At 61.9% G+C, this 25,628-nt stretch carries 21 protein-coding genes; all 21 read right to left on the bottom strand.

Going from position 1 to position 25,628, the window contains the following annotated elements; genetic code table 11:
* Window positions 1-475: 475 nt before the first annotated feature.
* Complete coding sequence (locus tag AB4Y85_RS17550) at window positions 476-1,819, bottom strand: erythromycin esterase family protein (protein WP_441986213.1); 1,344 nt, start codon at window positions 1,817-1,819, stop codon at window positions 476-478.
* 132 nt (window positions 1,820-1,951) lie between these two features.
* Window positions 1,952-4,276, bottom strand: a complete 2,325-nt coding sequence (locus AB4Y85_RS17555) for a glycoside hydrolase family 113 (protein WP_441986214.1) — start codon at window positions 4,274-4,276, stop codon at window positions 1,952-1,954.
* 339 nt (window positions 4,277-4,615) lie between these two features.
* Window positions 4,616-6,364: a M14 family zinc carboxypeptidase gene (locus AB4Y85_RS17560; RefSeq protein ID WP_441986215.1), complete on the bottom strand. Its 1,749-nt coding sequence runs from the start codon at window positions 6,362-6,364 to the stop codon at window positions 4,616-4,618.
* Window positions 6,361-7,212, bottom strand: coding sequence for an ABC transporter permease (locus AB4Y85_RS17565; protein ID WP_441986216.1), 852 nt, complete (start codon window positions 7,210-7,212; stop codon window positions 6,361-6,363). The genes AB4Y85_RS17560 and AB4Y85_RS17565 overlap by 4 nt, the downstream gene beginning before the upstream one ends.
* A gap of 3 nt (window positions 7,213-7,215) precedes the next feature.
* Complete coding sequence (locus AB4Y85_RS17570; protein ID WP_441986217.1) at window positions 7,216-8,139, bottom strand: ABC transporter permease; 924 nt, start codon at window positions 8,137-8,139, stop codon at window positions 7,216-7,218.
* A 40-nt stretch (window positions 8,140-8,179) separates the two neighbouring features.
* Entirely contained in the window at window positions 8,180-9,703 is a 1,524-nt protein-coding gene (locus tag AB4Y85_RS17575; RefSeq protein ID WP_441986218.1) for an ABC transporter substrate-binding protein, read from the bottom strand.
* Between the two features lie 29 nt (window positions 9,704-9,732).
* Entirely contained in the window at window positions 9,733-11,616 is a 1,884-nt protein-coding gene (locus AB4Y85_RS17580; protein ID WP_441986219.1) for an ABC transporter ATP-binding protein, read from the bottom strand.
* 172 nt (window positions 11,617-11,788) lie between these two features.
* The gene (locus AB4Y85_RS17585) at window positions 11,789-13,054 is read right to left on the bottom strand and encodes an aminopeptidase (RefSeq protein ID WP_441986220.1); all 1,266 of its coding nucleotides are present in this window, start codon (window positions 13,052-13,054) and stop codon (window positions 11,789-11,791) included.
* Between the two features lie 66 nt (window positions 13,055-13,120).
* Window positions 13,121-14,227, bottom strand: a complete 1,107-nt coding sequence (gene modC / locus AB4Y85_RS17590) for a molybdenum ABC transporter ATP-binding protein (RefSeq protein WP_441986221.1) — start codon at window positions 14,225-14,227, stop codon at window positions 13,121-13,123.
* Window positions 14,224-14,922, bottom strand: coding sequence for a molybdate ABC transporter permease subunit (gene modB, locus AB4Y85_RS17595; protein ID WP_441986222.1), 699 nt, complete (start codon window positions 14,920-14,922; stop codon window positions 14,224-14,226). Before modB ends, modC begins: the two co-directional genes overlap by 4 nt.
* Complete coding sequence (modA, locus tag AB4Y85_RS17600; protein ID WP_441986223.1) at window positions 14,919-15,728, bottom strand: molybdate ABC transporter substrate-binding protein; 810 nt, start codon at window positions 15,726-15,728, stop codon at window positions 14,919-14,921. Before modA ends, modB begins: the two co-directional genes overlap by 4 nt.
* Window positions 15,729-15,782: 54 nt before the next feature.
* Complete coding sequence (gene msrQ, locus AB4Y85_RS17605; protein WP_441986224.1) at window positions 15,783-16,427, bottom strand: protein-methionine-sulfoxide reductase heme-binding subunit MsrQ; 645 nt, start codon at window positions 16,425-16,427, stop codon at window positions 15,783-15,785.
* Window positions 16,427-17,371, bottom strand: coding sequence for a protein-methionine-sulfoxide reductase catalytic subunit MsrP (msrP, locus tag AB4Y85_RS17610; protein WP_441986225.1), 945 nt, complete (start codon window positions 17,369-17,371; stop codon window positions 16,427-16,429). Before msrP ends, msrQ begins: the two co-directional genes overlap by 1 nt.
* An 87-nt stretch (window positions 17,372-17,458) precedes the next feature.
* Window positions 17,459-18,529: an ABC transporter ATP-binding protein gene (locus AB4Y85_RS17615; protein WP_441986226.1), complete on the bottom strand. Its 1,071-nt coding sequence runs from the start codon at window positions 18,527-18,529 to the stop codon at window positions 17,459-17,461.
* A 49-nt stretch (window positions 18,530-18,578) separates the two neighbouring features.
* A complete protein-coding gene (locus AB4Y85_RS17620; RefSeq protein ID WP_441986227.1) occupies window positions 18,579-19,259 on the bottom strand; it encodes an N-acetylmannosamine-6-phosphate 2-epimerase in 681 nt (226 codons plus the stop codon).
* 1 nt (window position 19,260) lies between these two features.
* Window positions 19,261-20,112 carry a carbohydrate ABC transporter permease gene (locus AB4Y85_RS17625; RefSeq protein ID WP_441986228.1) on the bottom strand — a complete coding sequence of 284 codons (852 nt, stop codon included), beginning with the start codon at window positions 20,110-20,112 and terminating at the stop codon, window positions 19,261-19,263.
* The gene (locus tag AB4Y85_RS17630; protein WP_441986229.1) at window positions 20,109-21,041 is read right to left on the bottom strand and encodes a carbohydrate ABC transporter permease; all 933 of its coding nucleotides are present in this window, start codon (window positions 21,039-21,041) and stop codon (window positions 20,109-20,111) included. The genes AB4Y85_RS17625 and AB4Y85_RS17630 overlap by 4 nt, the downstream gene beginning before the upstream one ends.
* Before the next feature lie 60 nt (window positions 21,042-21,101).
* On the bottom strand, window positions 21,102-22,352 hold the full coding sequence (locus tag AB4Y85_RS17635; protein ID WP_441986230.1) for an extracellular solute-binding protein: 1,251 nt from the start codon (window positions 22,350-22,352) through the stop codon (window positions 21,102-21,104).
* 78 nt (window positions 22,353-22,430) lie between these two features.
* On the bottom strand, window positions 22,431-23,306 hold the full coding sequence (locus tag AB4Y85_RS17640; protein WP_441986231.1) for a hypothetical protein: 876 nt from the start codon (window positions 23,304-23,306) through the stop codon (window positions 22,431-22,433).
* Between the two features lie 83 nt (window positions 23,307-23,389).
* On the bottom strand, window positions 23,390-24,559 hold the full coding sequence (pobA, locus tag AB4Y85_RS17645; RefSeq protein WP_441986232.1) for a 4-hydroxybenzoate 3-monooxygenase: 1,170 nt from the start codon (window positions 24,557-24,559) through the stop codon (window positions 23,390-23,392).
* 11 nt (window positions 24,560-24,570) lie between these two features.
* Entirely contained in the window at window positions 24,571-25,626 is a 1,056-nt protein-coding gene (locus tag AB4Y85_RS17650) for a 3-carboxy-cis,cis-muconate cycloisomerase (RefSeq protein ID WP_441986233.1), read from the bottom strand.
* Window positions 25,627-25,628 lie beyond the last annotated feature (2 nt).

Genomic DNA, 25,628 nt, shown 5'->3' on the forward strand with positions numbered 1-25,628 from the left:
ACGGCTCCCCGCGCACGGCTTTTTTAGGCGTACACCGCGTCTTTCAGCGGAGGGCCTCCTGTCAACGGGCTTGCGACACCCACAGCAGGACCGTGCCCGATCCCACAATCACGACGCCTCGCGAGCGCGCCCCTCGGTGGATCAGGCTGTGCCAACCATAGCCAAGGCTGGGTATCTTGTCAAGAACAAAGAGTGAACATAACGTTGCATGCCTCACCTATTCCCTCTCCTTGCGGGGAGGGTCAAAGTGGGGGTGGTTCGACCGGGTGAGCGCTTTCAAAGTAAAGCGCTGGTCCAACCTCTCCCATGTGGGAGAGGGGTGCTTGTAGAGCTGTTCGTGTTCACTGGATTGGGCGAAGCGCTCTGACTTTGCGACCCCCACCCTGACCCTCCCCGCAAGGGGGAGGGAACACGCGCTTCATTCTGCACGCGATCCCGGATCGGCTCCGCCGTCAGGGATGACAGTTCGCTCACCTCACAACCCAAACGGATAAGTCTCCGGCATCCCCTTCCCATGAGCATGCGTCAGCGGCTTCACTGCCCTGGTCTCATCGAACCATATGAGCGCATCGAACTGCTTGGCCATGACGGCCTCGAAGTAATGGCTGTAGAGTTCCGTATCGGGCCGATAGATCACACTGATGGCCCGCTCGAGACGGGGACGTGACAGGGCACCAATAAGGTCGGCCTGACCGTTCTCGCGCCAATCGGTGAGGAAGCAGCCGAGACCCGTATCGCGAAAGATGCGTTCGTAGCTATCGGGCCTGGCGGACAGCACGTTCTTGACCTGCATCGGCGAGTCCCAATCATCGGCAGCCGCCACCATGCCGCGATCGGTGCCAAAGCCGATGAGGACCGCCTCGCTCTTGTAGGCGGTGCGGCATAGCTCTCCGATATTGAACTCGCCCTGCCAGCCCATCGCGGTCGCGGAAGCGTTGCCGATATGCGAGTTATGCGCCCAGACGACCGCCTTTGCATTGTCGCGCCGCGCGAGCAGGCTCTGCAGGGTCTCGAACATATGCCGGTCACGCAGGTTCCATGACTCGGTCGCGCCCTCATACATGATGCGGTAATAGTGCGCGGCCGCGTGAACGATCTTGGCGTTCTGGACGGCGTCGAAGAAATCCTCGCCGCCATCGGCTTTGAGGTAATCCATGCGCTTGTCGAGAATCTCCTGCAACTGGCGCAGCAGCGCTTCGTCGCAGGGCTTCTTCTGGCCGGCGAGAACCGCGCGTCCATAGCGGGCCGGATCGGATTGCCACGGGCTCAGGCAGCCATAGCGTCCCCTCGCCTCCTTCGCCGCAACGGGATCGACCTTGTCGAGATAATCGAGCACGGAGCGAATGGATGAATTGAGGCTGTAGACATCGAGACCGCGAAACTCGGCACGGTCCTTTTCCGGGTGCTCCTTGTTATGGTCGCGCATCCAATTGACGAAGTCGTAGACCTCTTCGTTGCGCCACATCCATGTGGGAAAGCGCTCGAAGGCCGTATCGTCCGTGTCGGGCACCTGGCGATGGCGCACATAAGCATCGATGCGCGCCGCATCCGGCCAATCCGCCTCGACGGCGACGATGTTGAAGCCATGCTTCTCGATCAGCCTTCGCGTGATGGCGGCTCGTGCGCGGTAGAATTCCGACGTGCCGTGGGTCGCCTCACCGAGAAGCACGACCTTGGCATCCGCGAACCGGTCGAACACGGCGCCGAAAGCTTCCGCATCGCCGATGGGCGGCAGGGGCTCGCCGTGCTCGCGCACGATATCGACGGCCTCCCTGATCGAGACATCGTTCTCGTTCTGCTTCCAGGATAGCCGGGCCATGTCATTCACCTCCAGTGTGAAAACGATGACGGGACTCGGCCTGTTCCAGACAGTGGGTTCAACGGATGTCAGATATAAAAACGGCCGGAGAGATATCTCTCCGGCCGCGATCATCCAATCTATGGGAGTGGCTTACCAGAAGAAGTAGAAGTGCTCTGCCTTCAAGTCGGCAAGACGGACATTCATCACGGTCAGCTGGTCATCGCCGCCAAGCCATTCGCCCTTGCCAAGGTCCATGACGACATTCTTGCCGACCTGCTTCATGTGCGGCTTGAGCGTGTCGAAGTCCACGATGCCGGAGTGATTGATGTCGTGGCGGATCAGCAGAAGTTCATCCTGCTTGATATTGAAATCCTTTACGATGTCCTGACCCATATCCGAGTTGAACACATAGCGATCGGACCCGACGCCGCCCGTGAGCACGTCATTACCGGCGCCTGCATCGAGCACGTCGTCGCCGGCTCCGCCCGTGAGCTGATCGTCACCGAACCAGCCGCGCAGGATGTCATCGCCGTTTCCGCCATAGAGCTTGTCGTTGCCGTCCTCGCCCTCAAGCACATCGTTGCCGTCATCGCCATTGAGGATATCGTCACCGGCGGCGCCCGTCAGCTGGTCATCGCCTGTTCCGCCATAGAGCTTGTCGTTACCCTCGCCACCATCCAGAAGATCGTGGCCGCTGTCGCCGCGAAGGGTATCGTTGCCGTCATCGCCATAGAGCATGTCGTCGTCGTTCTCGCCGCGGATTTGGTCGTTGCCGGCTCCACCGTAGAGAATGTCGTATCCGTCGCCGCCATAGATCTTGTCGGCGCCGTCGCCGCCATCGACATAATCGTCGCCCGCGCCGCCGTTCAACACGTCGCTGCCCGCGCCGCCATCGATCGTGTCGTCGCCAGCGTTGCCGCTCAGCCGATCGTTGCCGGCAAGGCCGTCGATGACGTCGTTGCCCGCAAGAGCATCCACCACATTGGCCTTGCTCGTTCCAGTAATCTCGTCATTGCCAGAGGTGGGCTTTGTCGAGGGTCCAGACTGACCGGTGCTGTTGAACGCGAACCATGCGGCCGAGAGAGTCTCGGAGGTCAAGATCGTCAGGCTGCCACCGCCGGCAAAGCTGACGAGATAGCCGCCAGCAATAGCGGATATGTCGAGATCGCCGTAAGAGGTCGCTTTCGTGTTCATCAAGGCGATTCTGTCGCCCTCGGAGAACTTGAAATCGGTAATCGTGTCAGTCCCGTCCCCGGCATGATACATGAACACGTCGGCACCAGCGCCGCCGAGCAAGATATCGCTTCCGAGACCGCCGATCAGCGTGTCATGATTGAAGCCGCCGAGAAGACGGTCGGCGCCGGTCGTGCCGGTGAGAGTGCGGCCCGCTACCGAAATCGGATTCTTGAAGTACTGCTCGACCAGCGCATCGGCGCGCTTTCCGTGGGTGCCGAATCCATCATCCGGACTCGGATTGGAGATTTCCTCGCTGGCATCGTAGTTCCACAGCCAGTACCCGCCGACCCAACCCTCACCGACGCGGTCGGTGATGATCTTGTAGAAGGCCTGATGCATCATGTACTGCTCGCGCTCATCGATACGACCATTGCCCCACATCCACGGCGTCGCGTTGCTGCCATCGAGGCTGCGGAAGCCCGTCTCGGTGAAGATCAGTTTCTTGCCGTACTGCTGAGCGATCCGCTGCATGGCATCCATGGCGGAGATATTCTCGCCGAATCTCTCTTCGATCGGCGTCCTTACGCTCCAGATGTTGGACGGCTTGGTCCAGCCATCGATGAGTTCCGCAAGGGTCGGATTGTTGTTGTCTTCGGTGAAGCTGATGTAGGGGTTGGCGCCGATGTAGTCGAGCTTGTCCCAGAAGCTGACGGTCAGCGCCTCGGTCCAGGTCGCGGCATAGGTCAGCTTGCCATCATAGACCTCGCGCACGGCTTCGATGATATCGACCCAGTACTCGCGATACTTGCCTACCGTCATGCTCTCGCATTCGTTTCCGATGGCGAAGGCCGTGACGCCCTGCTCTTGCGCAAGCTTGGCATAATGCACCACAGCTTCCTTATAGGAAGCAAACCAGGCATTTGCCCATGCCTTGGCCTGAGCTTGGGTCGATCCTTCCGGCGGTCCGATCAACGCATTCCAATCATCGTTCTGCATGTTTACATGCAGCTTGAAGATGACCTCGACCCCACGGGCCTGCGCCTTCGCAATCGCCTCCTTGATCGAGCCGTCGCTCTCGGTACGCGGAGCGCCATCGACGTTATGCCCACCAGAATCGTTGTTGTCGCGGTAGACCCGAGTCGACGTGAGGCTATCCATGTAAACGGTCGGAACGATCACGACCTGTGAGGCACCATCGCCCGCGATCAGATCGAGATTAACGTCCGTCCATGGCATACGGTAATTGCCATCCCACCACGACGGGAGACTTTCGGCCTGAAAATCAAAAAGCTTAGGCATAAGGAATGGGCCTCTATGAGATCACTTTATACAGCCTATAGTGCTGCACTCTCCCATATAGTAACATTCCAACATAACTTCGCAAGCACGAAAAGAGCAAGCAAAGTTAAATGTTTCTTTCTTTATCTATGGCCAAGACAGTTATAAAACATGAAAGCATTATTGGGTGCAAACTCTTGTAATACGACCCGTTCGGAGCTGCCAAGATTGCATTTCGCGAATATTGATTCTCCGGCAGACGGTCCTGCTAGTTGATAAAGACACTTAGGCCGCTAGAGAAGCAGAGTGAGTACACCGGAATACTAGATCTCTCCGGCAGATCGTTTGATCGGATTGCCTTCATGCCATCTGCATGATGAGCGTGGCATAAGCCTCTTCAGCCGCGATCACGGTTGCCATCTGCACCGTATGCGCAAGCCGATAAGCTTCGCCATAGATAGTCTCGTCGGGGAATTCCGTGATGAGGGTCAGCGGAACGGGATGGCGCGTTTCCGCCGTGATGAGACAGGGAATTCCGTTGATGATCTCATAAGGCGTGCCGCCCGAATGGATCGAGCAGATTTCGATCTGACGGCGGTTGAACTCGGTCAGGCCCGGCACCACGGACAAGCCTTTCGTCACGGCCTCGACAAGCGACCGCGCTGTCTGCGCCCATTCGGGGTGATGGCGCATGATGAGGAAGAAGCCCTTGGGGATCGACCACAGCTCGAAACCGCGCGGAAGATATCCCGTGAAGGGCCGCGTCCATTCATGCGCGGGATAGCCGTGCAGATTGACGTGCAGCTTCGCGTCCGACAACGCCAGCGCCTGCTGGCGTGCGCCGATCTCGTAAGGCGCATCGTCACGGCCGTATTCGAGATCGTTGCCGAGGGATGTGTAGCGCGCTGCATGGTGCATGTGGCGCGGATTTCCCTCGCAGAGGAAACCGTGCAGCGCATAGCCGTCAGGATTTTCGACGGGAATGTAGGCGATATTGCTCTCCGGCTTCGCCAGGAGCCTGCGCATGGCGCGCAGCGAGCCGACCGGCGCGGAGGTCTCATTCGCATGTTGCCCACTCGTGACCAGAACGGCAGGGCGCGGGCCGGGGCGATAGAGCCCTTGGATGGGACGCCCCTCGCGGGAACGGCCCTCGAACGTCTCGCCGGGAAGTTCCGCGAGTTCCCGGCGGATCTGCGCGAGGCTCGGCGCCGCATCGGCTGTTTCGATATCCTGCTCGCTTCGCGCGGGGTCCTTCAGCCAACCGAAGGAGCGCAGCGTGACGCGCACATGGGCGTCGCCGTCAGCGGCGCGAATATCCGGCACGATCTGCCCCGGCTGCAGGCCGCGATCCTCGGGCGGGCGGCCCGATTTGCGCTTGAAGAATTCGAGCAGGGAGAAATAGAAATCCTCGTGCAGCGCCTCGCGGGTGCTGATCACCTCGTCGCCATAGGACAAGGCGCGCTCGATGCCGGGCATCGTCACATCGATGGCGAGCGTCTCCATGTAGGGCTCTTGCGCCGGCCATTCATGCGCCGCGACTGCAGCCATGGCCTGATGGAAAAGCTGTTCGATCTCCGTCTCGAGAGGCTCGTCGATATCGTCGGACCCGTCGGGAAGATCGCTCGCCTTCAGCCAGCCGGTCGGATTGAGATCGACCTCACCAAGATGATTGGCCCGCGGATGGTTGGGAGCAAAGACCACATGCTCGACGCTACGCCCATCCTCGTACTGCGCCGAGACACGATAGCTCAGGGTCTCGTCTCCGGCCTCAAAGACCGTCTCGACGCCATCGAGCAGGGCCGCCAGCGGATATGTTTCCGACAGGAACCGGATGGGGCTCGCTTGCGGGTGCACGGGATAGCGCACGACGACACGCTTCAGATCAGCAAGCTCGATCTCTTCGAGGAAGGCGTGAACGAGCGGCTTGTAGGCGCTGCGAAGGCGCGCCGTGACGCCGGCCTGCGCCAATGTGAGCTCCGCATCGCGGCGCGCGCTCTCATCCTCGAACAGCCAGGCCTCGACACGCGCGCCCCGCCTGCTCTCCTGCGTCCAATCCCTGACGATCTTGTCGAGGGTGCGCGGAATGATCTCGTTCAGCAGTTCGGTCATTTCGATGTCTGTCCTGTCGGATCGAGGTAATCGCGCAGCCAATCGCCTAAGAGGTTGAGGCCGAGCACGGTGAACATGATGGCAAGGCCGGGGAACACGCTGACCCACCATGCCGATTGCAGATAGGTGCGCCCATCCGCCAGCATGCCGCCCCAGCTCGGAATGAGCGGATCGACGCCGAGTCCGATGAAGGTGAGGCTGCTTTCCAAAAGGATGTTGTCGGCCACGTTCAAGGTCATCAGGATGACGATGGGGCCGAGCACGTTGGGCAGGATATGCGTGAAGATGATGCGCCAGCTGCCGACGCCGATGGCGCGCGCCGACAGGATGAACTCGCGCTCGCGCAGGGCCAGCACGGAACCGCGCACGAGGCGCGCATATTGCACCCATTGCGTGATGATCATGATCGCGATCACCTTGTCCACGCCCGTGCCGAGAACGGCCAGGAACATGATGGCCACGAGGATGAAGGGCAGCGCCAATTGGACATCCGTGAAGCGCATCAGGAGAGTTTCCGCGATGCCACGGTAATAACCGGCAAAGAGACCGACCAGGGTACCGAGGATGGTGGAACCGAGCATGGAAACGAGGCCCACCGTCAGGGAGATCTTGCCGCCGACGACCACCCTCGCGAGCATGTCGCGGCCCAAGGGATCGGTACCCAGAAGATGGGCCGGATCCTGGAATGGCGGCAGAAGCCGGGCCATCAGGTCCATGCTTTCGCCGCCATCGGGAAACAGGAGCGGGGAAGCGATGGTGGCGAGCGCCATGCCACCGGCAAGGATTGCCCCTAGAACAAGCTCCAACGAACCGAAGAGTCGGCGCCGTGAGACGGAAGCATAAGCCACGATCTACTCCGTGCGGATGCGCGGATCGATCAGGCCATAGGCGATGTCGACCACGAGATTGCTGAGGACGATGAAGAGAGCGAGAACGGTGACGACCGCCTGAAGCACGGGATAATCGCGGCCGGAAATCGCATCGATGGCGAGCGTGCCCATGCCCGGCCAATTGAACACGCGCTCGACGATGACGAGGCTGCCGATCATGCGGCCGAATTGCAAGCCGATATAGGTGATGAGGGGAATGGCGGAATTGCGCAGGGCGTGCTTGTAGAGCACGACCCAGTCCTTCAATCCCTTCGAATGCGCCACCATGATATATTGCTGCGACAGGGTCTCGAGCATCGAGGTGCGCACGAGCCGAACGTTGGCGGCTGTGAAGATCAGCGCCATGGTGAGGGTCGGCATGATGTAGCTCTGCGGGCCCTCGAGGCCGCTCGGCGGCAGGAGGCCCAGCACGATGGAGAAAAGCAGCACCATCATGATGGCAAGCCAGAAATTCGGGAACGACACGCCGGCAAGGGAGAAAATGCGGATCGTCTGATCCTGCCATCGGCCGCGCTTGGCCGCAGCATAAACGCCGAGCGGAATGGAGAAAACAATCGAGGTCAGGAGCGAGGTGAAGGCGAGAAGCATCGTGGACGGCAGCGCGTCCGCGATCAGCCTGGCCACGGGCGTCCCACCCTGGAAGCTCTTTCCGAAATCGCCCACCAGCATGCCTTGGAGAAAGCCGAGATACTGGGCGATGAAGGGACGATCGAGGCCGAGCGATATGCGGATGTTCTGAAGGTCCTGCTCGGTGAAGCTGCCCGCGCCGCCGACGAACATGATCGCCGGATCGCCCGAGAGCCTGATCGCGAACGACACGATCAGGGTGACGGCCAGGACCACGAAGACAGCTTGCAACAGCCGTTTGAGGATGAAAGCAGCCATTTCGTGATCCTGTTTCTTATTGTTCTTCGAAAGTCCGAACTTACTCGACCGTCACGTTCGTGAAGCGGAAGCGCAGGTCGGCCGGAGCGGTGAAGTTCTTCACGCGCTTGTTCACGCCCAGAATGGTGTTCTGGTTGTAGAGCGGGATTTCGAGAGCCTGATCGGCGACGTAGCGCGCGACTTCCTGCAGGATCTTCTCACGCTCCTTCACGTCGTAGATCTTGCGCTGGCTCTCCAGAAGCTCGTCGAGCTTCTTGTCGTTGCCGTAGGGGTTCCACTTCTCGCCCGAGTGATACATCAAGTAAGCGGTGTTGTCGTAGTCGAAGGTCCAGCCGCCCCAAGCATTGTGCCAGGCTTCGCCCGTCTTGCCGTTCGGGATGATGTCGTTGAGCAGCACGGCAGGCTCATAGGGCTGCACGGAGGGCTTCAGGCCGAGCGCCTGGAAGAAGCCCGCCGCCGCCTGCGCGACTTCGCGGAAGGTGGCGTCGTTGCCGCGGAAATCGATCTTGAGCGCGGCGCCCGGCTGCACGCCCGCTTCCTGCAGGAGCTTCTTGGCGCCTGCCATATCGAACGACACGGGCTTCATGCTCGGGTCGTAGCCGAAGGACAGTTCGGACTGGAAGCTTGCGATGGGCTTCGCGTGGCCGAGCAACACGGCCTTGATGATCGCTTCGCGATCAACCGCCATGTTGAGCGCCTTGCGGACCTTCAGATCCTTGGTGATGCCGTCGCGCGTGTTCAGGCGCAGCGACACGACCGTCGGGCCGGTGATGCTGACGAGCTGAAGGTTGGCTGCCTGCTGCACGGTCGGCGTGAGGCCGAACGGGATGAGCGTGGCGATATCGATGCGGCCTGCCTGCAGCTCGGCGATCTGCGTGTTGGCTTCCGCGATCATGCGGTAGACGACCTTGTCGAGCTTCGGCGCGCCGCCCCAATGCTCGGGGAACGCCTCGAGGGTCAGGTTGACCTTCGGGTTGTACTCCACGAACTTGAACGGGCCCGTGCCGACCGGATGAGTGTTGAAATACTCGTCGCCCTTTTCCTGAATGTATTTCGGCGGCACGATCACGCCGCCATAGCCGGCGAGCTTGGTGAGCAGCACGGGATCGGGCTGCTTCATGAAGAAGTCGACCGTGTTGTCGTCGACCACTTCCACCTTGGCGATGGAATTGTAGTTCGACTGCTGCGGACCCTTCTTGCCCTCGTCGCCGAGAAGGCGGTCGAAGGTGAATTTCACGGCTGCCGCATTGAAGGGCTCGCCGTTGTGGAACTTCACGTTCTCGCGCAGCTTGAAGCGGATGCGGTTGTTGTTGTCGAGGAATTCCCAGCTCGTGGCGAGGCCCGGCTGAAGCTTCATGTCCGGCCCGCGCGAGGTCAGGCCGTCATAGATGTTCGTGGCGGCGGATGCCCACGGCACGAGGAAGCTGTCGATGGGATCCCAGCTGCCCGGATCGATGGTGAGGCCCACCGTCAGCGTGCCGGCGGCTTGCGCGCTCGGCGCCGCGAGTGGCACGGCCATGGCCGCGGCCACACCCGCCGCCATGAAAAATTTCGAAAACTTCATGTCTCGTCTTCCCTCTTTTATGTTGAGACTTATGCTGCGCCGCGAAGCGCATCGGCTTCCACGGCAACCCAATGACCCGGCCCCACTTCGCGCATGCGATGGATGGCGGGCTCCTGCCCGACCGGACGGACGGGGCTTGGAATTTCTCCCTCGATCCGCATCTTGGCGCGCTCGCGCTGCGGATCGGCAATCGGCACGGCCGACAGGAGTTTGCGCGTATAGGAATGCTGCGGGTTCTCGAAGATCGCCTGCCGCGTCCCCAGCTCGACGATCTGGCCGAGATACATCACCGCGACGCGATGGCTGATCTTCTCCACCACGGCCATGTCGTGGGTGATGAAGAGATAGGACAGGTGCCGCCTTTCCTGCAGTTCCATGAGCAGGTTCACGATCTGCGCCTGGATCGACACATCGAGCGCGGAGACGGATTCATCGGCGATGATGAGCCGGGGATCGCTTGCCAAGGCGCGCGCGATGCACACGCGCTGGCGCTGTCCGCCGGAGAATTCGTGCGGGTAGCGCTTGGCGTGCTGCGGCTGCAGGCCCACCTGCTCCAGCAATTCCTGCACGCGCCGCTCGATGGCTTTGCGATCCTTGATGAGGTTATGCACCACAATGGGCTCGGCGATGCTGTAGCCCACCGTGTGGCGCGGATCGAGAGAGGCGAAGGGATCCTGGAAAATATACTGGATCTCCTGCCGAAGGCGGCGGCGCTCACTATTACTCATGGCCGCCATGTCGCGCCCCTCGAACCGCACGGTGCCTGAGGTGGGCTCGATAAGCTGCTGCAACGTGCGCCCAATGGTGGATTTGCCGCTGCCGGATTCACCCACCAGCGCCAGCGTCTCGCCGGGATAGACGTCGAAGCTCACCTCTTCCACCGCATGAACGCGATGCGTCACGCGGCCGAAGAACGTCTTGCCCACATCGAAGCGCGTGGTCAGCTTATCCACCTGGAGAATGGGCTTCGTGTAATCGGCGGTGTTCTGCTCATGCGTCGCGCCGACCATCTTCGGCTCGTTGCCATCCATCACCATGACGGGCGTGCGCTTGGGCAAAGGCTGGCCCGTCAGGCTGCCGAGACGGGGGACAGCGGAGAGAAGCGCGCGCGTATAGGGATGCTGCGGCGAGGCGAAGATGTCACGCACGGGCGCCTGCTCCACCTTCTCGCCCTTCCACATCACCACCACGTCGTCGGCCATCTCGGCCACCACGCCCATGTCGTGCGTGATGAAGATGACGGCGGTACCCATTTCCTGCTGAAGATCGCGGATGATGTTGAGGATCTGCGCCTGGATCGTCACGTCGAGTGCCGTCGTCGGCTCGTCAGCGATGAGAAGCTTGGGATTGCAGGCCAGCGCCATGGCAATCATCACGCGCTGCCTCATGCCGCCTGAGAGCTGGTGCGGATAGCGGTCGAGAAGCTTGTCGGCGTCGGGCAGGCGCACCTTCTGAAGCAGTTCCTTTGCCCTCAACTGCGCATCGCGCGCGCTCACACCCTCGTGCAGCATCAGCGTTTCGGCAATCTGGTTGCCGATGGTGAAAACCGGATTGAGCGATGTCATCGGCTCCTGGAAGATCATCGCGATGTCGTTGCCGCGAATGCTCCGGAGCGTGTTGTCGGAGGCCTTGACCAGATCCAGCGCCTCGCCGGCGGACGGTCGGAACAGTACCTCGCCGCCGGTAATCCGGCCGCCCGTGTAATCGGTCAGGCGCATGATGGCCAGCGACGTGACGGACTTGCCGGAACCTGACTCGCCGACGACGGCCAAGGTTTTTCCCGGCTGCACATCGAAGCTGACATCCTTGACCGCTCTGAAGGCCCCCTGGCTCGTCCCGAAATCCACCGACAGGGACCGGACGGATAGAAGAGGTGCGTTGGAGGCCTTAAGATTGGCTGTTTGATCCGACATTATTCCGTGCTCACAGAGAGGCTTTGGCGCTGAGAACTCAAGGCCGTCTACCTCTTTAATACCTGTGCTAGATCACAGGTGCGAGCCCAGGACGTCAAGTCCTGTTTGCATGTCATGGACCGGACGCTATGGGAAGACTGCCTGTCTGACGTTACTGGAGCCTCGCTCCCCTTCAGGCCGAGACCCATTCGCCGCCACGCATGAGCGGTTCCGCCCTGCCGTCCTGGGTGATGCCGTCCACATCCACCCGATCGGAGCCGATCATCCAGTCGATATGAATGAGGCTCTTGTTGGAGCCACGGGATGCCAACTCGTCCTCGCTCATGGCGCCGCCGCCGCGAATGCACTTGCTATAGGCCTGACCGAGCGCGATGTGGCTCGATGCGTTCTCGTCGAACAGGGTGTTGAGGAACAGAAGGCCGCTCTGCGAGATCGGCGAGGAATGCGGCACGAGGGCCACCTCCCCCAAGCGGCGCGAGCCTTCATCCGTCTCCAGCACCTTGTTGAGCACGGCCTCGCCGGTGCGGGCCTTGGCCTCCACGATCTTGCCGCCCTCGAACGTCACCTGAATGTCCTGGATCAGCGTGCCTTGATAGGACAGAGGCTTCGTGCTGCTCACATGACCGTCGACGCGATCCTTGTGCGGCGTGGTGAAAACTTCCTCGGTAGGAATATTGGCGTTGCAGACCACGCCGTTCTTCGCCTTGCCCGAACCGCCCCTCCATTCGTGGCCTTCCGCCAGTCCGACGCGCAGATCCGTGCCCGGTCCGCGGAAATGGAGGGCGGCATAGTTCTTCTCGTTCAGCATGCGCATGCGTGCATGAAGCTCGGCATTATGCGCCTCCCAGGCCTTAATCGGATCGGGCGTATCCGCACGCGATGCGGCGAAGATCGCCTTCCACAGCTTGGAGACGGCCACGTCCTCCGGGTCGTTCGGGAACACCGCCCTGGCCCAGGCGGGCGTTGCTGCGGCGACGATGGTCCAGTTGATGTCGGAACCGGCGATGAGGCTGAGCGCGGGCATATAAGCCTTCGAGCGGGCCCGGTTCGCACGGGAAACCTTTTCGGGATCTTCCTTGGCAAGAAGCGAGGGATCCTCGCCCACAATCGCGAGGCGCGCCGCGCCATTCCTGAAGGCAGCCGCCATGCCTTCATAAAGCCAGTCGGAAGCAGTATCGAAGCCCTCGTCCCGACCATGGCGATAACGCAGGAGAGATGATTCCTCGTCGGAAAAGAAAGTCGTGACCAGGGACGCGCCGGCCTTGTAGGCATGCTCGGTGATGCGGCGCGCGAGGGCGAGCGCCTCAAGCGGAGCCGTCATCACCAGTTCCTGCCCAGGCTTCAGCCCCAGGCCTACCCGCACCGCAACTTCCGCCAAGCGGTCGATAAGCACGGCTTGGGACTGAGAATCCGGCGGGGTGCGGAATTGTTCGTTCATGGTCACAGCTCTCGAATAAAAGATGGCGGCAGGCTACACGCCTCGATCCTGCGCGCAAGACCCCGTTCACAGATGCTCAAGCCGCCCCTTGCCAAGGGCCTCGGAGTCGAAAGCGATGGACTTGATGACAGCATGAACGGGAAGGCCTAAGCGCAAGCCGAGCCGTTCCAGGGATTTGCGGGTGATGCGCGCGACAAGGCAGTCGCCGCCGCAATCGAGCTCCACATCGACGCTCGCTCCTGAAGCCTCTCCGATGGCGGTGACGGTTCCCGGCAGGACGTTGAGCGCGCTCAAATCCGTAGGCGGCACCAGAGAAATCATGATGTCGCGGGCGCGAAGGCGCACTCGCACGCGGTTGCCGGGCGTCAGGTCGAGGCGTGGCACGACCAGCGTGCCCGCTTTCGCCTGCAGCACCGTGAGTGCGTAATCGTCTTCGTGCCGCAGCACTTCGGTCTCGATCAGCGCGCCTGTTTCCGCAAGACCGGATTGCGGGAAGAGACTCGTATGCCGCAGGATCTCCGAAGCAGGTCCCGACGCCGTAACGCGTCCGTCCGCCAGGACCACGACGGATGTGGCAAGCCGTGCGATCTCGGCGACCGAATGGCTGACAAGCACGATCGGCACTTCGCCATCGTCGCGCAGGCGCTCGATGTAAGGGTAGATCTCGGCCTTGCGGGCCTCGTCGAGAGAAGCGAGCGGCTCGTCCATCAGCAGCAATTGCGGATCGACCAGAAGCGCGCGTCCAATGGCGACGCGCTGCTTCTCGCCGCCCGACAATGTGGATGGCGACCGGTCGAGAAGATGGCCGATACCGAGGAGGTCCACGACCTTATCGAAAGCGGCGGAGCGCTCGTTGCGCGGCGTGAACCAGCGCCCGAACATCAGGTTGTGGCGCACGCTTAAGTGCGGAAAGAGACAGTCTTCCTGAAACACGTAGCCGATGCGCCGCTGGTGCTTGGGAACGAAGATGCCGCGCTGCGTATCGACGAGGACACGGTCCTTCACGGCGATGCGTGCGTGATCGGGCCGCAACAGGCCGCCGATGGCTTTGACGATACTTGTCTTGCCGGAGCCCGATGGGCCGAAGAGAGCCGTCAATCCGCGCTCCGATTGAAAACGCGCATCGATGGCGAAATCACCGATGTTGTGCCTGATCTCGACATCCAAAATCATCGCGCGAGAACCTTGCGCCTGACGCGCCGCGCCATCCATTCGGACATCCAGAGTGCCGCGATGGAAACGATGATGGAGACCAAGGTGAGGCGCAGCACACCGCCCTCGCCTCCCGGCACCTGCGTGAAAGTGTAGATGGCGGATGGCAGGGTCTGGGTTTCACCGGGGATGTTGGACACGAAGGTGATCGTCGCGCCGAATTCGCCCATGGCCTTTGCGAAGGAGAGCACCATTCCCGCGATGATGCCGGGCGCGATCAGCGGCAGCGTCACCACAAGAAACACCCAGGCGGGATGCGCGCCCAACGTACCCGCCGCATCCTCGAGCCTGCGGTCGACCGCTTCGATGGAGAGGCGAATGGCGCGGACGAGCAGCGGGAAGCCCATGATGGCGCAGGCCAAAGCCGCGCCTGTCCAGCGAAAGGAAAACACGATGCCGAAATGCTCGGCGAGGAATGCACCGACGGGGCCGCGCCGTCCGAAACCGAGAAGCAGGAAATAGCCCACGACGACAGGCGGCAGGACCAAAGGCAGATGGACGATCACATCGAGCGCTTGGCGCCCCCAAAAGCGACCGCGCTCCAGCAGGAACGCGACGGCGATGCCGGGAATGAGGCTTGCCGCCATCGCGGTGAGAGCGACCTTGAGGCTGAGGCGGACGGCAGTCCATTCCTCAGGAGAAAGCCAGTCGGTCACGAGTTGGAGCCGGGCTTATCCGTAAATCCGAACCCCTGCTTCTCGAAAGACGGCTTGGCTTTCGCGGAGCGCATGTAAGCAAGGAACTCAGCCGCATCCGCGTTCGTGGAATCCTTGATCAGCGCGACCGGGTACACGATGGGCGGATGGCTTTCCGCCGGGAAGCTCGCGACGACCCTCACGTTGGCATCGGACACCGCATCGGTCTTGTAGACGATGCCGAGCGGTGCCTCGCCACGAGACACGAGCAGCAATGCCGCGCGCACGTTGTCGGCCTGCGCGACCTTGTCCTTCACGCCATCCCATGCACGAAGGTGCTCCAGCCCGGCCTTGCCGTATTTGCCGGCCGGCACCGCATCCACATTGCCCATGGCGAGACGGCCATGCCCAAGAACGCTAGCGAGATCGACGCCCGGCTGCAATGAAACCTGAATGCTCGAATCCTTCGGCGCAACGAGAACGAGGGAATTCCCGAGGAGATTGATGCGGCTCTTTGCGTCGATCAGGTTCTTGGAGGCGACATAATCCATCCAGTCCAGATCGGCGGAGAAGAAGATGTCCGCAGGCGCTCCCGCCTCGATCTGCTTGGCAAGCACGTTGCTCGCCGCATAGGAGATCACAGCCTTCTTGCCGGTCTCGCGGGTCCATGCTGCCGCCACATCGTCGAGCGCGTTCTTCAGGCTCGCCGCGGCGAAGACCGTGACGTCCTTCGCCTGCGCGGCCATGCCTGACAGGGAGCCGATGCCGAGAGCCAGACCGAAGGCAAGGGCGTGCATGACGGATCGACGGGGGAGTGTTGTGTGCATGGAATATGACCTCGAAACGTTGGGTTCACCATCGTACCTAAGCCCGCGCGCCGTTCAAGCAAGTCTCTGACGGGCCGACGGTTTTTTCACCCAGGGTCGGACGAGCCGATAGCCGAGGAGAACGGCGACGATGGCCGCGTAGACCAGGGGCTCCGTGGGCCAGGACTTCACCACAAGGATGAAATGCAGCACCGCGCCGATGGCCGCGAGATAGACGAGCCGGTGTAGCCGCGCCCAGACCTGTCCGCCGAGACGCCGGATAGAGGCGTTGTTGGAGGTCACCGCGAGCGGAATGAGCACCACAAAGGTCGCCATGCCGATGGTGATATAGGGCCGCTTGATGATATCGGCCGTGATAAGCCCGACATCGAGGCCTTGATCGAGCACCAGATAGGTCACGAGGTGCAGAAGCGCGTAATAGAAGGAGAGAAGTCCGATGGCGCGGCGATAGCGCAGAAGATTGATACTGAGGAGCTGGCGTAGTGGCGTGATCGTCAACGTCGCCACGAGGAACCTCAGAGCCCACAGGCCGAGCGCCTGCTCTAGATAGCGCATGGGATCGGCGCCGAGCTGATCCATGATGCCGGAATAAAACAGCCACACCGCCGGAATGAAGCCGACGATATAGACGAGGATCTTCGGCACCTGAGGCAGCGCGAAACCCTTCTTCGCGCCTTGAACGGAAGTTCTCTGTTGCATCAGTAAGAGGTCCGCAGGTCCATGCCGGAATAGAGGCTCGCTACCTGCTCCGCGTAGCCGTTGAACATGAGCGTGGGACGCCGCTTCACGAACAGCCCGCCCTCGCCGATCCGGCGCTCGGTGGCCTGGCTCCAGCGCGGGTGATCCACATTGGGGTTCACGTTGGCGTAGAAGCCGTATTCGCTGGGGGCCTGCTTGTTCCAGGCGGTCGCGGGCTGCTTCTCGACGAAGCTGATGCGGGTGATCGACTTGATGCCCTTGAAGCCATATTTCCACGGTACGACAAGGCGGAGGGGCGCGCCGTTCTGTTTCGGCAGCGTCTCGCCATAAAGCCCGACCGCAAGAAGCGCGAGCGGATGCATGGCCTCGTCGAGCCGGAGGCCTTCCGTGTAAGGCCAGTCGAGAACCGGGAACAAGGAGCGTACGCCCGGCATCTCGTCTTCCTGATAGGCCGTCTCGAACGCCACGTATTTGGCGCTTCCCAAGGGCTCCACGCGCTTGATCAGATCGGCGAGCGGAAGACCGACCCAGGGGATCACCATGGACCAGCCCTCGACGCAGCGCATGCGGTAGATGCGCTCCTCCAGACTCGAGGACTTGATCAGGTCCTCAATGCCGATCTCCTGCGGTTTCGACACCAGCCCGTCGATCTTAACCGTCCACGGCGAGGTTTTCAGCGTATGGACGTTCTTCGCCGGGTCGGCCTTGTCCAGGCCGAACTCGTAATAATTGTTGTAGCTGGTCACGTCCTCGCGGCTCGTGAGCTTCTCGTCGGTCGAGAAAGTGCTCTTGCCGGCTTTAAGGGGCGCTGCCCGCGAAGCTTCAGGAAGAGAAGCCGCCAGGGCAAGGCCCGCGGCGCCCGCCATCCATTGGCGGCGGGTGAGATAAAGCTCCCGAGGGGTGATCTCGGACGGCAGGATATCGGCGGGGCGGCGGATCAGCACAACGGCACCTCGTAAAAGCCCATGTGAATGGGTACACCCGAGAACGCCACGGGTGCTTTCACGTTTCCGTTATAACGCGAGTTTCCCTCAGGCAGAAGCGATGCGCTTGCCCTGGTCGTCGAAAAGATGAGCTTGGCAGGCAGCGGGCTTCAGCGCCACGGCCTCGCCGGGCTTGAGCGCAACCCGGTCCCGTAGCACGGCGGTCAGGCTGCCGCCTTCGGCCTTCACGAGCAGGGTCGTGTCCGATCCGGTCGGTTCCAGCACGGAAACCGTGGCCGGAATGCCGCCGGAGGTGCCGGCAGGGGCGAGCTGAAGATGCTCGGGGCGGATGCCGTAGGTGAGCTTGGTACCGTTCGGCAGATTGGGGCGTGCCTCCAACGGCAGAACGGCCCCGCTCGGCAGGGCAAGGCCGCCATCGACAAGCTGCCCATCGATGAAGTTCATGGCAGGAGAGCCGATGAAGCCTGCCACGAAACGGTTGGCCGGGCGGTCGTAGAGTTCCAGCGGCGCGCCGATCTGCTCCACGATGCCGTCATGCATGACGACGATCTTGTCGGCCATGGTCATGGCTTCGATCTGGTCGTGCGTGACATAGATCGTCGTGGTCTTCAGACGCTGATGAAGTTCCTTGATCTCCGCACGCATCGCCACGCGCAGCTTGGCATCGAGGTTGGAGAGCGGCTCATCGAAAAGAAACACCTGCGGATCGCGCACGATGGCGCGGCCCATGGCGACGCGCTGGCGCTGACCGCCGGACAGCTGGCGGGGATAGCGCTCAAGAAGCGGCGTCAGCCCAAGCGACGCCGCCGCATCGCCGACGCGCTTCTTCTGCTCAGGCCCCGGCACGCCCTTGAGCTTGAGCGAGAAGGCCATGTTCTCGGCGACCGTCATATGCGGATAGAGCGCATAGTTCTGGAACACCATGGCGATATCGCGATCCTTCGGCGGCACATCGTTGACGACGCGCGAGCCGATGCTGATATTGCCGCCGTGGATGTCTTCGAGCCCCGCGATCATGCGCAGCAATGTGGACTTTCCGCAGCCGGACGGGCCGACGAGAATGACGAACTCGCCGTCGTGAATGTCGATATCGACGCCCTTGATGATCGAGACCGGTCCGAAGGATTTCCGGACATCGCGGATCGCTACATTCGCCATCATACACTCCCCGTGTCAGGCAGGCTCCCGAGGAGCGCCCCACATGATTTCAAGCTGCCCATGGCTTTGTCGCCTGGACGAATTTTTTGGTGATCTCGCGCGGATTGGTGATCGAGGTGCCGACCACCACCGCATGCGCGCCGCGCTTAAAGGCTTCCGCCACGAGGTCCGGCGTATCGAAGCGCCCCTCCGCGACGACCGGCCCTGGAATGGCGGCGACGAGCGCGGAGAGCAACTCGAGATCGGGCCCCGCGCCTTTGCGCGAGGCGGTCTCATCCGTGTAGCCGGCCAGCGTCGATGCCACATAGGTCGCACCAGAAGCATGAGCGGCCCTGCCCTCCTCCAGCGTCGAGATATCGGCGAAGACTTCGCGCCCAAGTTCCGCGCGGATGCGGCCGATCAGGCGCTCGACCGGATCACCGTTGCGCGGGCGAGGCGTCGCGTCGATGGCGATGATGTCGGCCCCAGCTTTCGCGATCCGTTCCGCATCCTCGAAGCCCGGCGTGATGTAGACCGGGAAGCGGTCGTCCCACACCTTAGCGATGCCGATGATCGGAAGTTTCGTCACAGCGCGGATCGCTGCGATATCCTCAGCGCCGTTCGCGCGGATTCCCAGCGCGCCGCCTGCTTCCGCAGCCAGCGCCATGGCGGACATGTAGACCGGCCCGTGGAGCGGATTGTCCGCCCTGGCCTGGCAGGAAACGACGAGCGCGCCTTTCGGGATCAGCATGTTACTTCACCGCTCCCGCCGTCATGCCCTGGATGAACTGGCGTGACAGGGCGATGTAGAGAAGCGTGATGGGGGCCGCCGCGATGGTGAGGCCCGCGAACAGCATGCCCCAATCGGTGGTGTACTCGCCCATGAAGGTGGTGAGGCCCTGCGGCAGGGTCTTATAGGCGTCGGTTTGGATGAACACGAGCGGGAAGAAGAAGTCGTTCCAGATCGGCACCGCGTTCTGGATTGCCGCAATCGCCATGGGCGGACGCGCGAGCGGCAGCATGACGGACCACATGATGCGGGGCTCGGATGCACCGTCGATACGCGCTGCATCCTCAAGCTCCGCGGGCAGCGAGCGCAGGAAGCCCGCCATGATGAACACTGCCGATGGCAGGCCGATGGCCGTGTAGGTGACGATGAGGCTCCAGCGGCTGTCGAGGAGCCCCAGATCGCGCAGCAGGATGAAGAGCGGAATGACCGCGAGCTTCAACGGCAGCATGAGGCCCGCGAGGAAGAACAGCAGGATGAAGGTGTTGGTGCGCGACTCGTAGCGCGCCACGGCGTAACCCGCCATGGTGCCGAGCACGAGGATCAGCAGGATCGACACGCCCGTCACGATGATCGAGTTCATGAAGTAGGTCGGCATCGCCGTTTCGCCGAGCACTTTCGTGAAGTTTCCGACCTGCGTGAAATCGGGCAGCGCGAAGGGATGCTCGAATATCTCGCCTGTTGTCTTGAAGGCGGAGAGCACCATCACCACGACCGGGTAGAGCATGATGAAGGAATTGGCGATCAGGATGACCTGCGCGAGGAGCGCAAAGGAAATCGGCTCGCGCGACGAGGGGGATATGGCCTTGGCGATCAAAACTGAATCTCCCGACGGCGCAGCCACAGGGTGAGCATGGACGCGAAGACGACGATGAACAGGAAGATGAGCGTGGCAAGAGCCGAGCCCAAACCGAAATTCTGGATGCTGGCGCTCTGGTTGCCGAAGGCCGTGCGGTAGAACACGAGGCCCAGCACGTCGGTCGTGCCGAAGGGCGAACCGTCGAGGCCGACCATCACATACGGAATTTCGAACCAGTTGAACGCGCCGATGAAGAGGAGCGTGAAGAGAATGGTCGTGCTCGGCGCCACCAGCGGCCACACGATATTCTTGAGAAGTTGCCACTCGCTCGTGCCGTCGAGCCGCGCCGCCTCGATAATCTCGGACGGGATGCGCTGCATGCCCGCGAGATAGACGAGCGCCGGGAAACCGACGAAGTGCCAAGCATTGGCGAGGATGAGCGCGCCGAGCGCGGTCGATGAATCCCCTAACCAGGGCTTGGCCAGGGAATCGAGGCCGAGCGTGTAGAGCGCCTGATTGATGATGCCGAAATTCGGGTTCAGGAACAGCTTCCAGAGGAAGCCGACGATGATCGTGGAGAGCACTACCGGTACGAACACCGCGATGCGGTGGAAGCGGAAGCCGAAGGGCTCCTTGTAGAGCAACCAGGCGAGGAGAAACCCGCCGCCGTTCTGGATGATCATGAGCGCGATGAGCGCATAGACATTGTGCAGGAAGGCGTTCCACACGGTAGGCGCCATGGTGGCGCCGAACAGCACTTCCTTGAAATTGGCAAGGCCCACGAACTCGCCACGCGCCAATCCGCGCCATTCATAGAAGGCGTAAGCGAAGGCCGAGAGGATCGGATAGATCACGAACAGCGACATGAAGACGATGGGCGGGACGACGAGAAACGCCACCCAGCTGCGATGCTTCAGCGTGCGGGCCTGTTTGGGCGAGACGGGCATGGAGGGATCTTTCAGGAAAAGGCGGCGGGCATTCACCCGCCGGCTTCACGTTTGAAGAACTTACTTCTGGAACGGCTTGTAGTAGGTCGCGATGCCCTTGTTGATCTCGGCAGCGGCCTGCTCAGGCGTCTGCTGACCGGCGAGCATTTTCTGCACGTTCGACTGCAGCAGCACTGAGCCGCTCGGCTCCTGATAGCGGAAGCGCACGAGCATCAGGTAGGACATGGAGTTCTCCGTGAGCTTCGCCACATCCTGCGTGACCGCGTCCTCGATCTTGATGCCCTTGATCGGCGACAGGTTCTTTAGCGTGTTGGTGAAGGACGTGCCGTATTCAGGCGTCGCGAGGAAGCGCACGAACTTGAGCGCGGCGTCCTTCTTCTCGGACTTCGCGTTCACGGCATAGCCGCCGTCGTAATAGGTGGCGATGAGCGCCTGATCGCCCGACTTCAGGACCGGAGCCGGGAACACGCCGAGATCGAGCGTGGGGTTCTGGTTCTTGAAGTTGGCGACCTCATAGGAGCCACCTGCGAACATGGCCGCGCGGCCAGCCACGAAGAACTGCTGCGAGGACGGGTAATCGACGCCGGTGAAGTTCGGCGAGAAGTACTGGCTCACATCCTTCAGCTTGGCGAGCGCGCTGACGAAGCGCGGATCGGTGAAGTTCGCCTTGCCGGAGATGATGTCTTCCTCGAACTGCTTGGTCAGCATCGAGGAAAGCAGACCGCCGACGATGGTCTCGTTCTGCCAGGCGGTGGCCGTGCCGTTTCCGAACGGCGTGATGTTCTTGGCCTTCAGCGCCTGGGCCAGCGTCATCAGCTCGTCCCAGGTCTTCGGCGGGGTCAGGCCGTTATCCTTGAAGATCTTCTTGTTGTAGACCACAAGCTGGGTCTGCATGGCGAAAGGCACCGCATAGACCTTGCCGTCGGAGCGCAGCGTCTCGGCGGCGAGAGCAGCTTCCGGGAAGTTCGCCAGCTCCGGCACATTGGTCTTGTCGAGCGCGAGCAGATAGCCGGGGGTCGCGATGGTCTCGAGGTTGCCGTAGGCGCGAACCTGGATCACGTCCGGGCCACGGCCGGCGGCGAGCGCGGTCGAGAGAATGGTCTGGTAGTTCTCGGGCGCGTAGGTCTCGAACTTGATCGAGATGTTCGGCTCCGTCGCCTGGAACTTCTTGATCGCATCCTGGTAGAAGGCGCGGTCTTCCTGGCGCCAGCTCCAGAAGGTCAGCTCGGTCTGCTGGGCCATGGCGGTCGTGCCCGAAAGCAGCAGGCTGCCGGCGGCAGCGCCCATTACAATGCGTCTGGTCAGTTTCATTGTGAGTTCCCTCATTGTTGAAGTCCTATTCCTCCCACCGCAGGGCCGCTGTTTTGAGCGCACCTTGCGGAATTCCTTTTAGCCGGATGCCTCGGCTGCGATCACGAGCACCGTCGCGTCATCGTGCGTTTTAACACGAGGATAAGCGCCTGCCATGAGGTCGCCCCGCTCCAGCTCCCGCAACTCCTGCATGAGCGCCGCTCCCCTGCCCGCAGCGAGTGCGGCATGGAGCGTCGCGTCGGAATATTTTTCGAAAACATCGACGAGCCGCATGAAGCCGTCGGTGGCGAGCACGACCGGCTGTCCGGCTTCGATGCGCGCCTCGAAACGCAGCTCCTGCCCGGCCCAGGGACGGCGCGGGCTCACCACCCAATAGCCGTCGGGCCGGTTGAGCATTCCACGGTTTTCACGGATCTGCGCCCAGACGGCCTCCGGAATATGACCGGGTTCGCGCACCTGGGTGCCAAGGAGTGCCAGCGTCTTCTGCTCCAGAGGCGCGAGCCGCTCATCGGTCCAGCGGACAACGCCCCTCTCCGAAGGCACCAGGGCGACCACATCACCCAGGAAGGAGCCTTCCAGAACGAGCCCGCCCTCGCCATGCCTCAAGGCGACGAGGCCGAGGCACGAGGAAGGCGCATGATTGTCGTGAATGGTTTCGATATGGGCCGTGGCATCGCCGAAGGTGCCCTGGAGGGCAGCGTCGAGGTCTCTCAGGAGGCCATCGACCTCCCCGTCCCGGCCCGTCAGTTCGGCGAGCTTCGCCCCCATCTGCCCGGCGAGCCAGGCGGCATCGGTGGCTCCCGGCGTCATCGGCTCAGCAGAGAGGCCCGTCGCCCCGTCGATGATCCAGGCAAAGCGGCCATGATGGCCCGACCCGTCTTCGTTGATGCGAGAGCCGGGTGCCGATTCCTGGAACAGCGATTGAAAGCGGGGTGTAAGGCCAGTCGGGTTCACGCCCTAACTGGTCTCATATTGGTCGCCTTCTGTCCATACTGGTCTTAACAGGTTTTCACAATGTTTCAGGGGGCCATTCCGGCCTAAAACGGAAGCCCCGTATAGTTTTCAGCCAGTGACCGGGCTGCCGCATCGGAACTGACCAGATAGTCGAACTCAGCCCGCTGGAGGCGTCGGGCGAAGGTATCGGTGTCCGGGAAAGTATGGAGGATCGAGGTCATCCACCAGGAGAACCGCTCCGCCTTCCAAACCCGCCCGAGCACCCTCTGGGAATAATGGTCAATCCCGGCGGAGGACTTCTCTCCGTAATACTCGACCAAAGCCTCGGCCAAGCAACCCACATCGCTGGCGGCCAGATTCAGGCCCTTGGCGCCGGTGGGCGGCACGATATGCGCCGCATCGCCCGCCAGGAACAGGCGCCCGAACCGCAGGGGCTCGGCCACGAAGCTTCTTAAAGGGGCAATGGATTTCTCGATGGACGGGCCGATGACCAGATGATCGGCAGTCTCTTGGTCCACCCTGCGCCGCAGCTCGTCCCAGAACCTCTCATCGGACCAATCCTCTACCTTTTCGTCCGCCGAGACCTGAACATAGTAACGGCTGCGTGTCGGCGAGCGCATGGAGCAGAGCGCGAAGCCGCGCTCGTGATGGGCGTAGATCAGTTCTTCCGCCACAGGCGGCCTGTCCACGAGAATGCCGAGCCAGCCGAAGGGATAGACCCGCTCGAAGGTCTTCAGTGCACCATCAGGAACACTGGAGCGGGACACGCCGTGATAGCCGTCGCAGCCCGCGATGAAGTCGCAGGCAATCTCCTGCGCAACGCCGTCCTTGACGAAACGCACCTTGGGGCTGTCGCTATCGAAATCATGAAGCGAGACATCCTCCGCCTCATAAATCGTCTGCGCGCCGGAGACCTCGCGGGCGTGCATGAGATCCCGGGTCACCTCGGTCTGGCCATAGACCATCACCGTCCGGCCGATCAGCTCGCGGAAGTTGATCCGATGCTTGTCGCCGTCGAAACACAGCTCGATGCCATCGTGGACAAGCCCCTCCGCATGCATGCGTTCGCTCACGTCCGCTTTTTCCAGAAGCTCGACGGTGCCCTGCTCCAGCACGCCGGCGCGGATGCGGCCGAGCACATAATCGGGACTGCGGCGCTCGATGATGACGGTGTCGATACCCTGGCGCTCCAGAAGGCGTCCCAGCAGAAGTCCCGCCGGACCGGCGCCGATGATGGCCACCTTGGTGCGCATTCCCGAACCTCTCATTTAGCAGTTCCAGCAGAAGCAAAGCTCATCTGACCCAGCAACGTCTGCGCCTTGTTGAGCCCCGCAGCGGTGGACACCACCATCTGCGGCAGCACGAGCCATTCCAAAGTCCATGCCGCGCCCGATCTCTCGTTCTCATGCACGAGCGCCTGATGCAGCGTGCCGAGCAATCCGGCATTGAAGCGCGCGAGCGTGACGAGCACTTCGGCCGTAACAGGATTCGACTTATGCGGCATGGCGGATGAACCGCCACCACTCGCAAGCCGCACCTCGGCCACCTCATTCTGCGCCATCAGCGCGACATCCTGACCGATCTTGCCGAGTGTCCCGGTGAGGAGCGAAAGAAAGGATGCGAACTCGCCGATGCGATCACGCTGCGAATGCCAGGAAGGCGCATAGCCGAGGTCAAGCTTCTCCGCCATGGCGTCGGCCACTGCATCGCCACGGCCTTTGAGTTCGCCGCGCGTGCCAATCGGGCCGCCGAGCTGAAGAACGAGCAAGCGGGGCGCGAGAGACTGTAGTGCTTCGCCGTGTCGCTCCAGCGGTTGCAGCCACGTGTCGATTTTGTCGGAGGCCGTGAAAGGCAGCGCCTGCTGCATCCGCGTATGCGCCATCAGAGGCACCGAGCCGTCGCGTCTCTTGAGTGCATGAAGCATCTCGATCAGCCGGTCGATACGCTGCCCGATAATCTCGATCACCGATTTCACGCGCAGGACGAGCGCCGTGTCGATGATGTCCTGGCTGGTGGCGCCGAGGTGAACCGCCTTGCCATGAGGTTCGCCGACAGCGGCGCGCAATTGCTTGACGAATTGCGGAACGACCACGCCATCCTGCGCCAAACCCTCCGCAAGCATAGGCCAATCCGGCTTGAAGCTGCCGCATGTCTCGACAATCCGTTCGGCGGCGGCCTTATCGATCAGGCCGATCTCCGCTTGCGCATCCGCCAATGCCGCCTCGACGCGCAGCATGGCGGCAAGCTCGGCCTCGTTCGAGAACAAGGCACCCACCTCCTCGTCGCCGGTAAGAGTATTGAGCAAGGGATGTGGGTACATCT

Origin of the sequence: Microvirga sp. 2YAF29 (genome assembly GCF_052114605.1) — a bacterium.
Classification (GTDB): Bacteria; Pseudomonadota; Alphaproteobacteria; order Rhizobiales; family Beijerinckiaceae; genus Microvirga.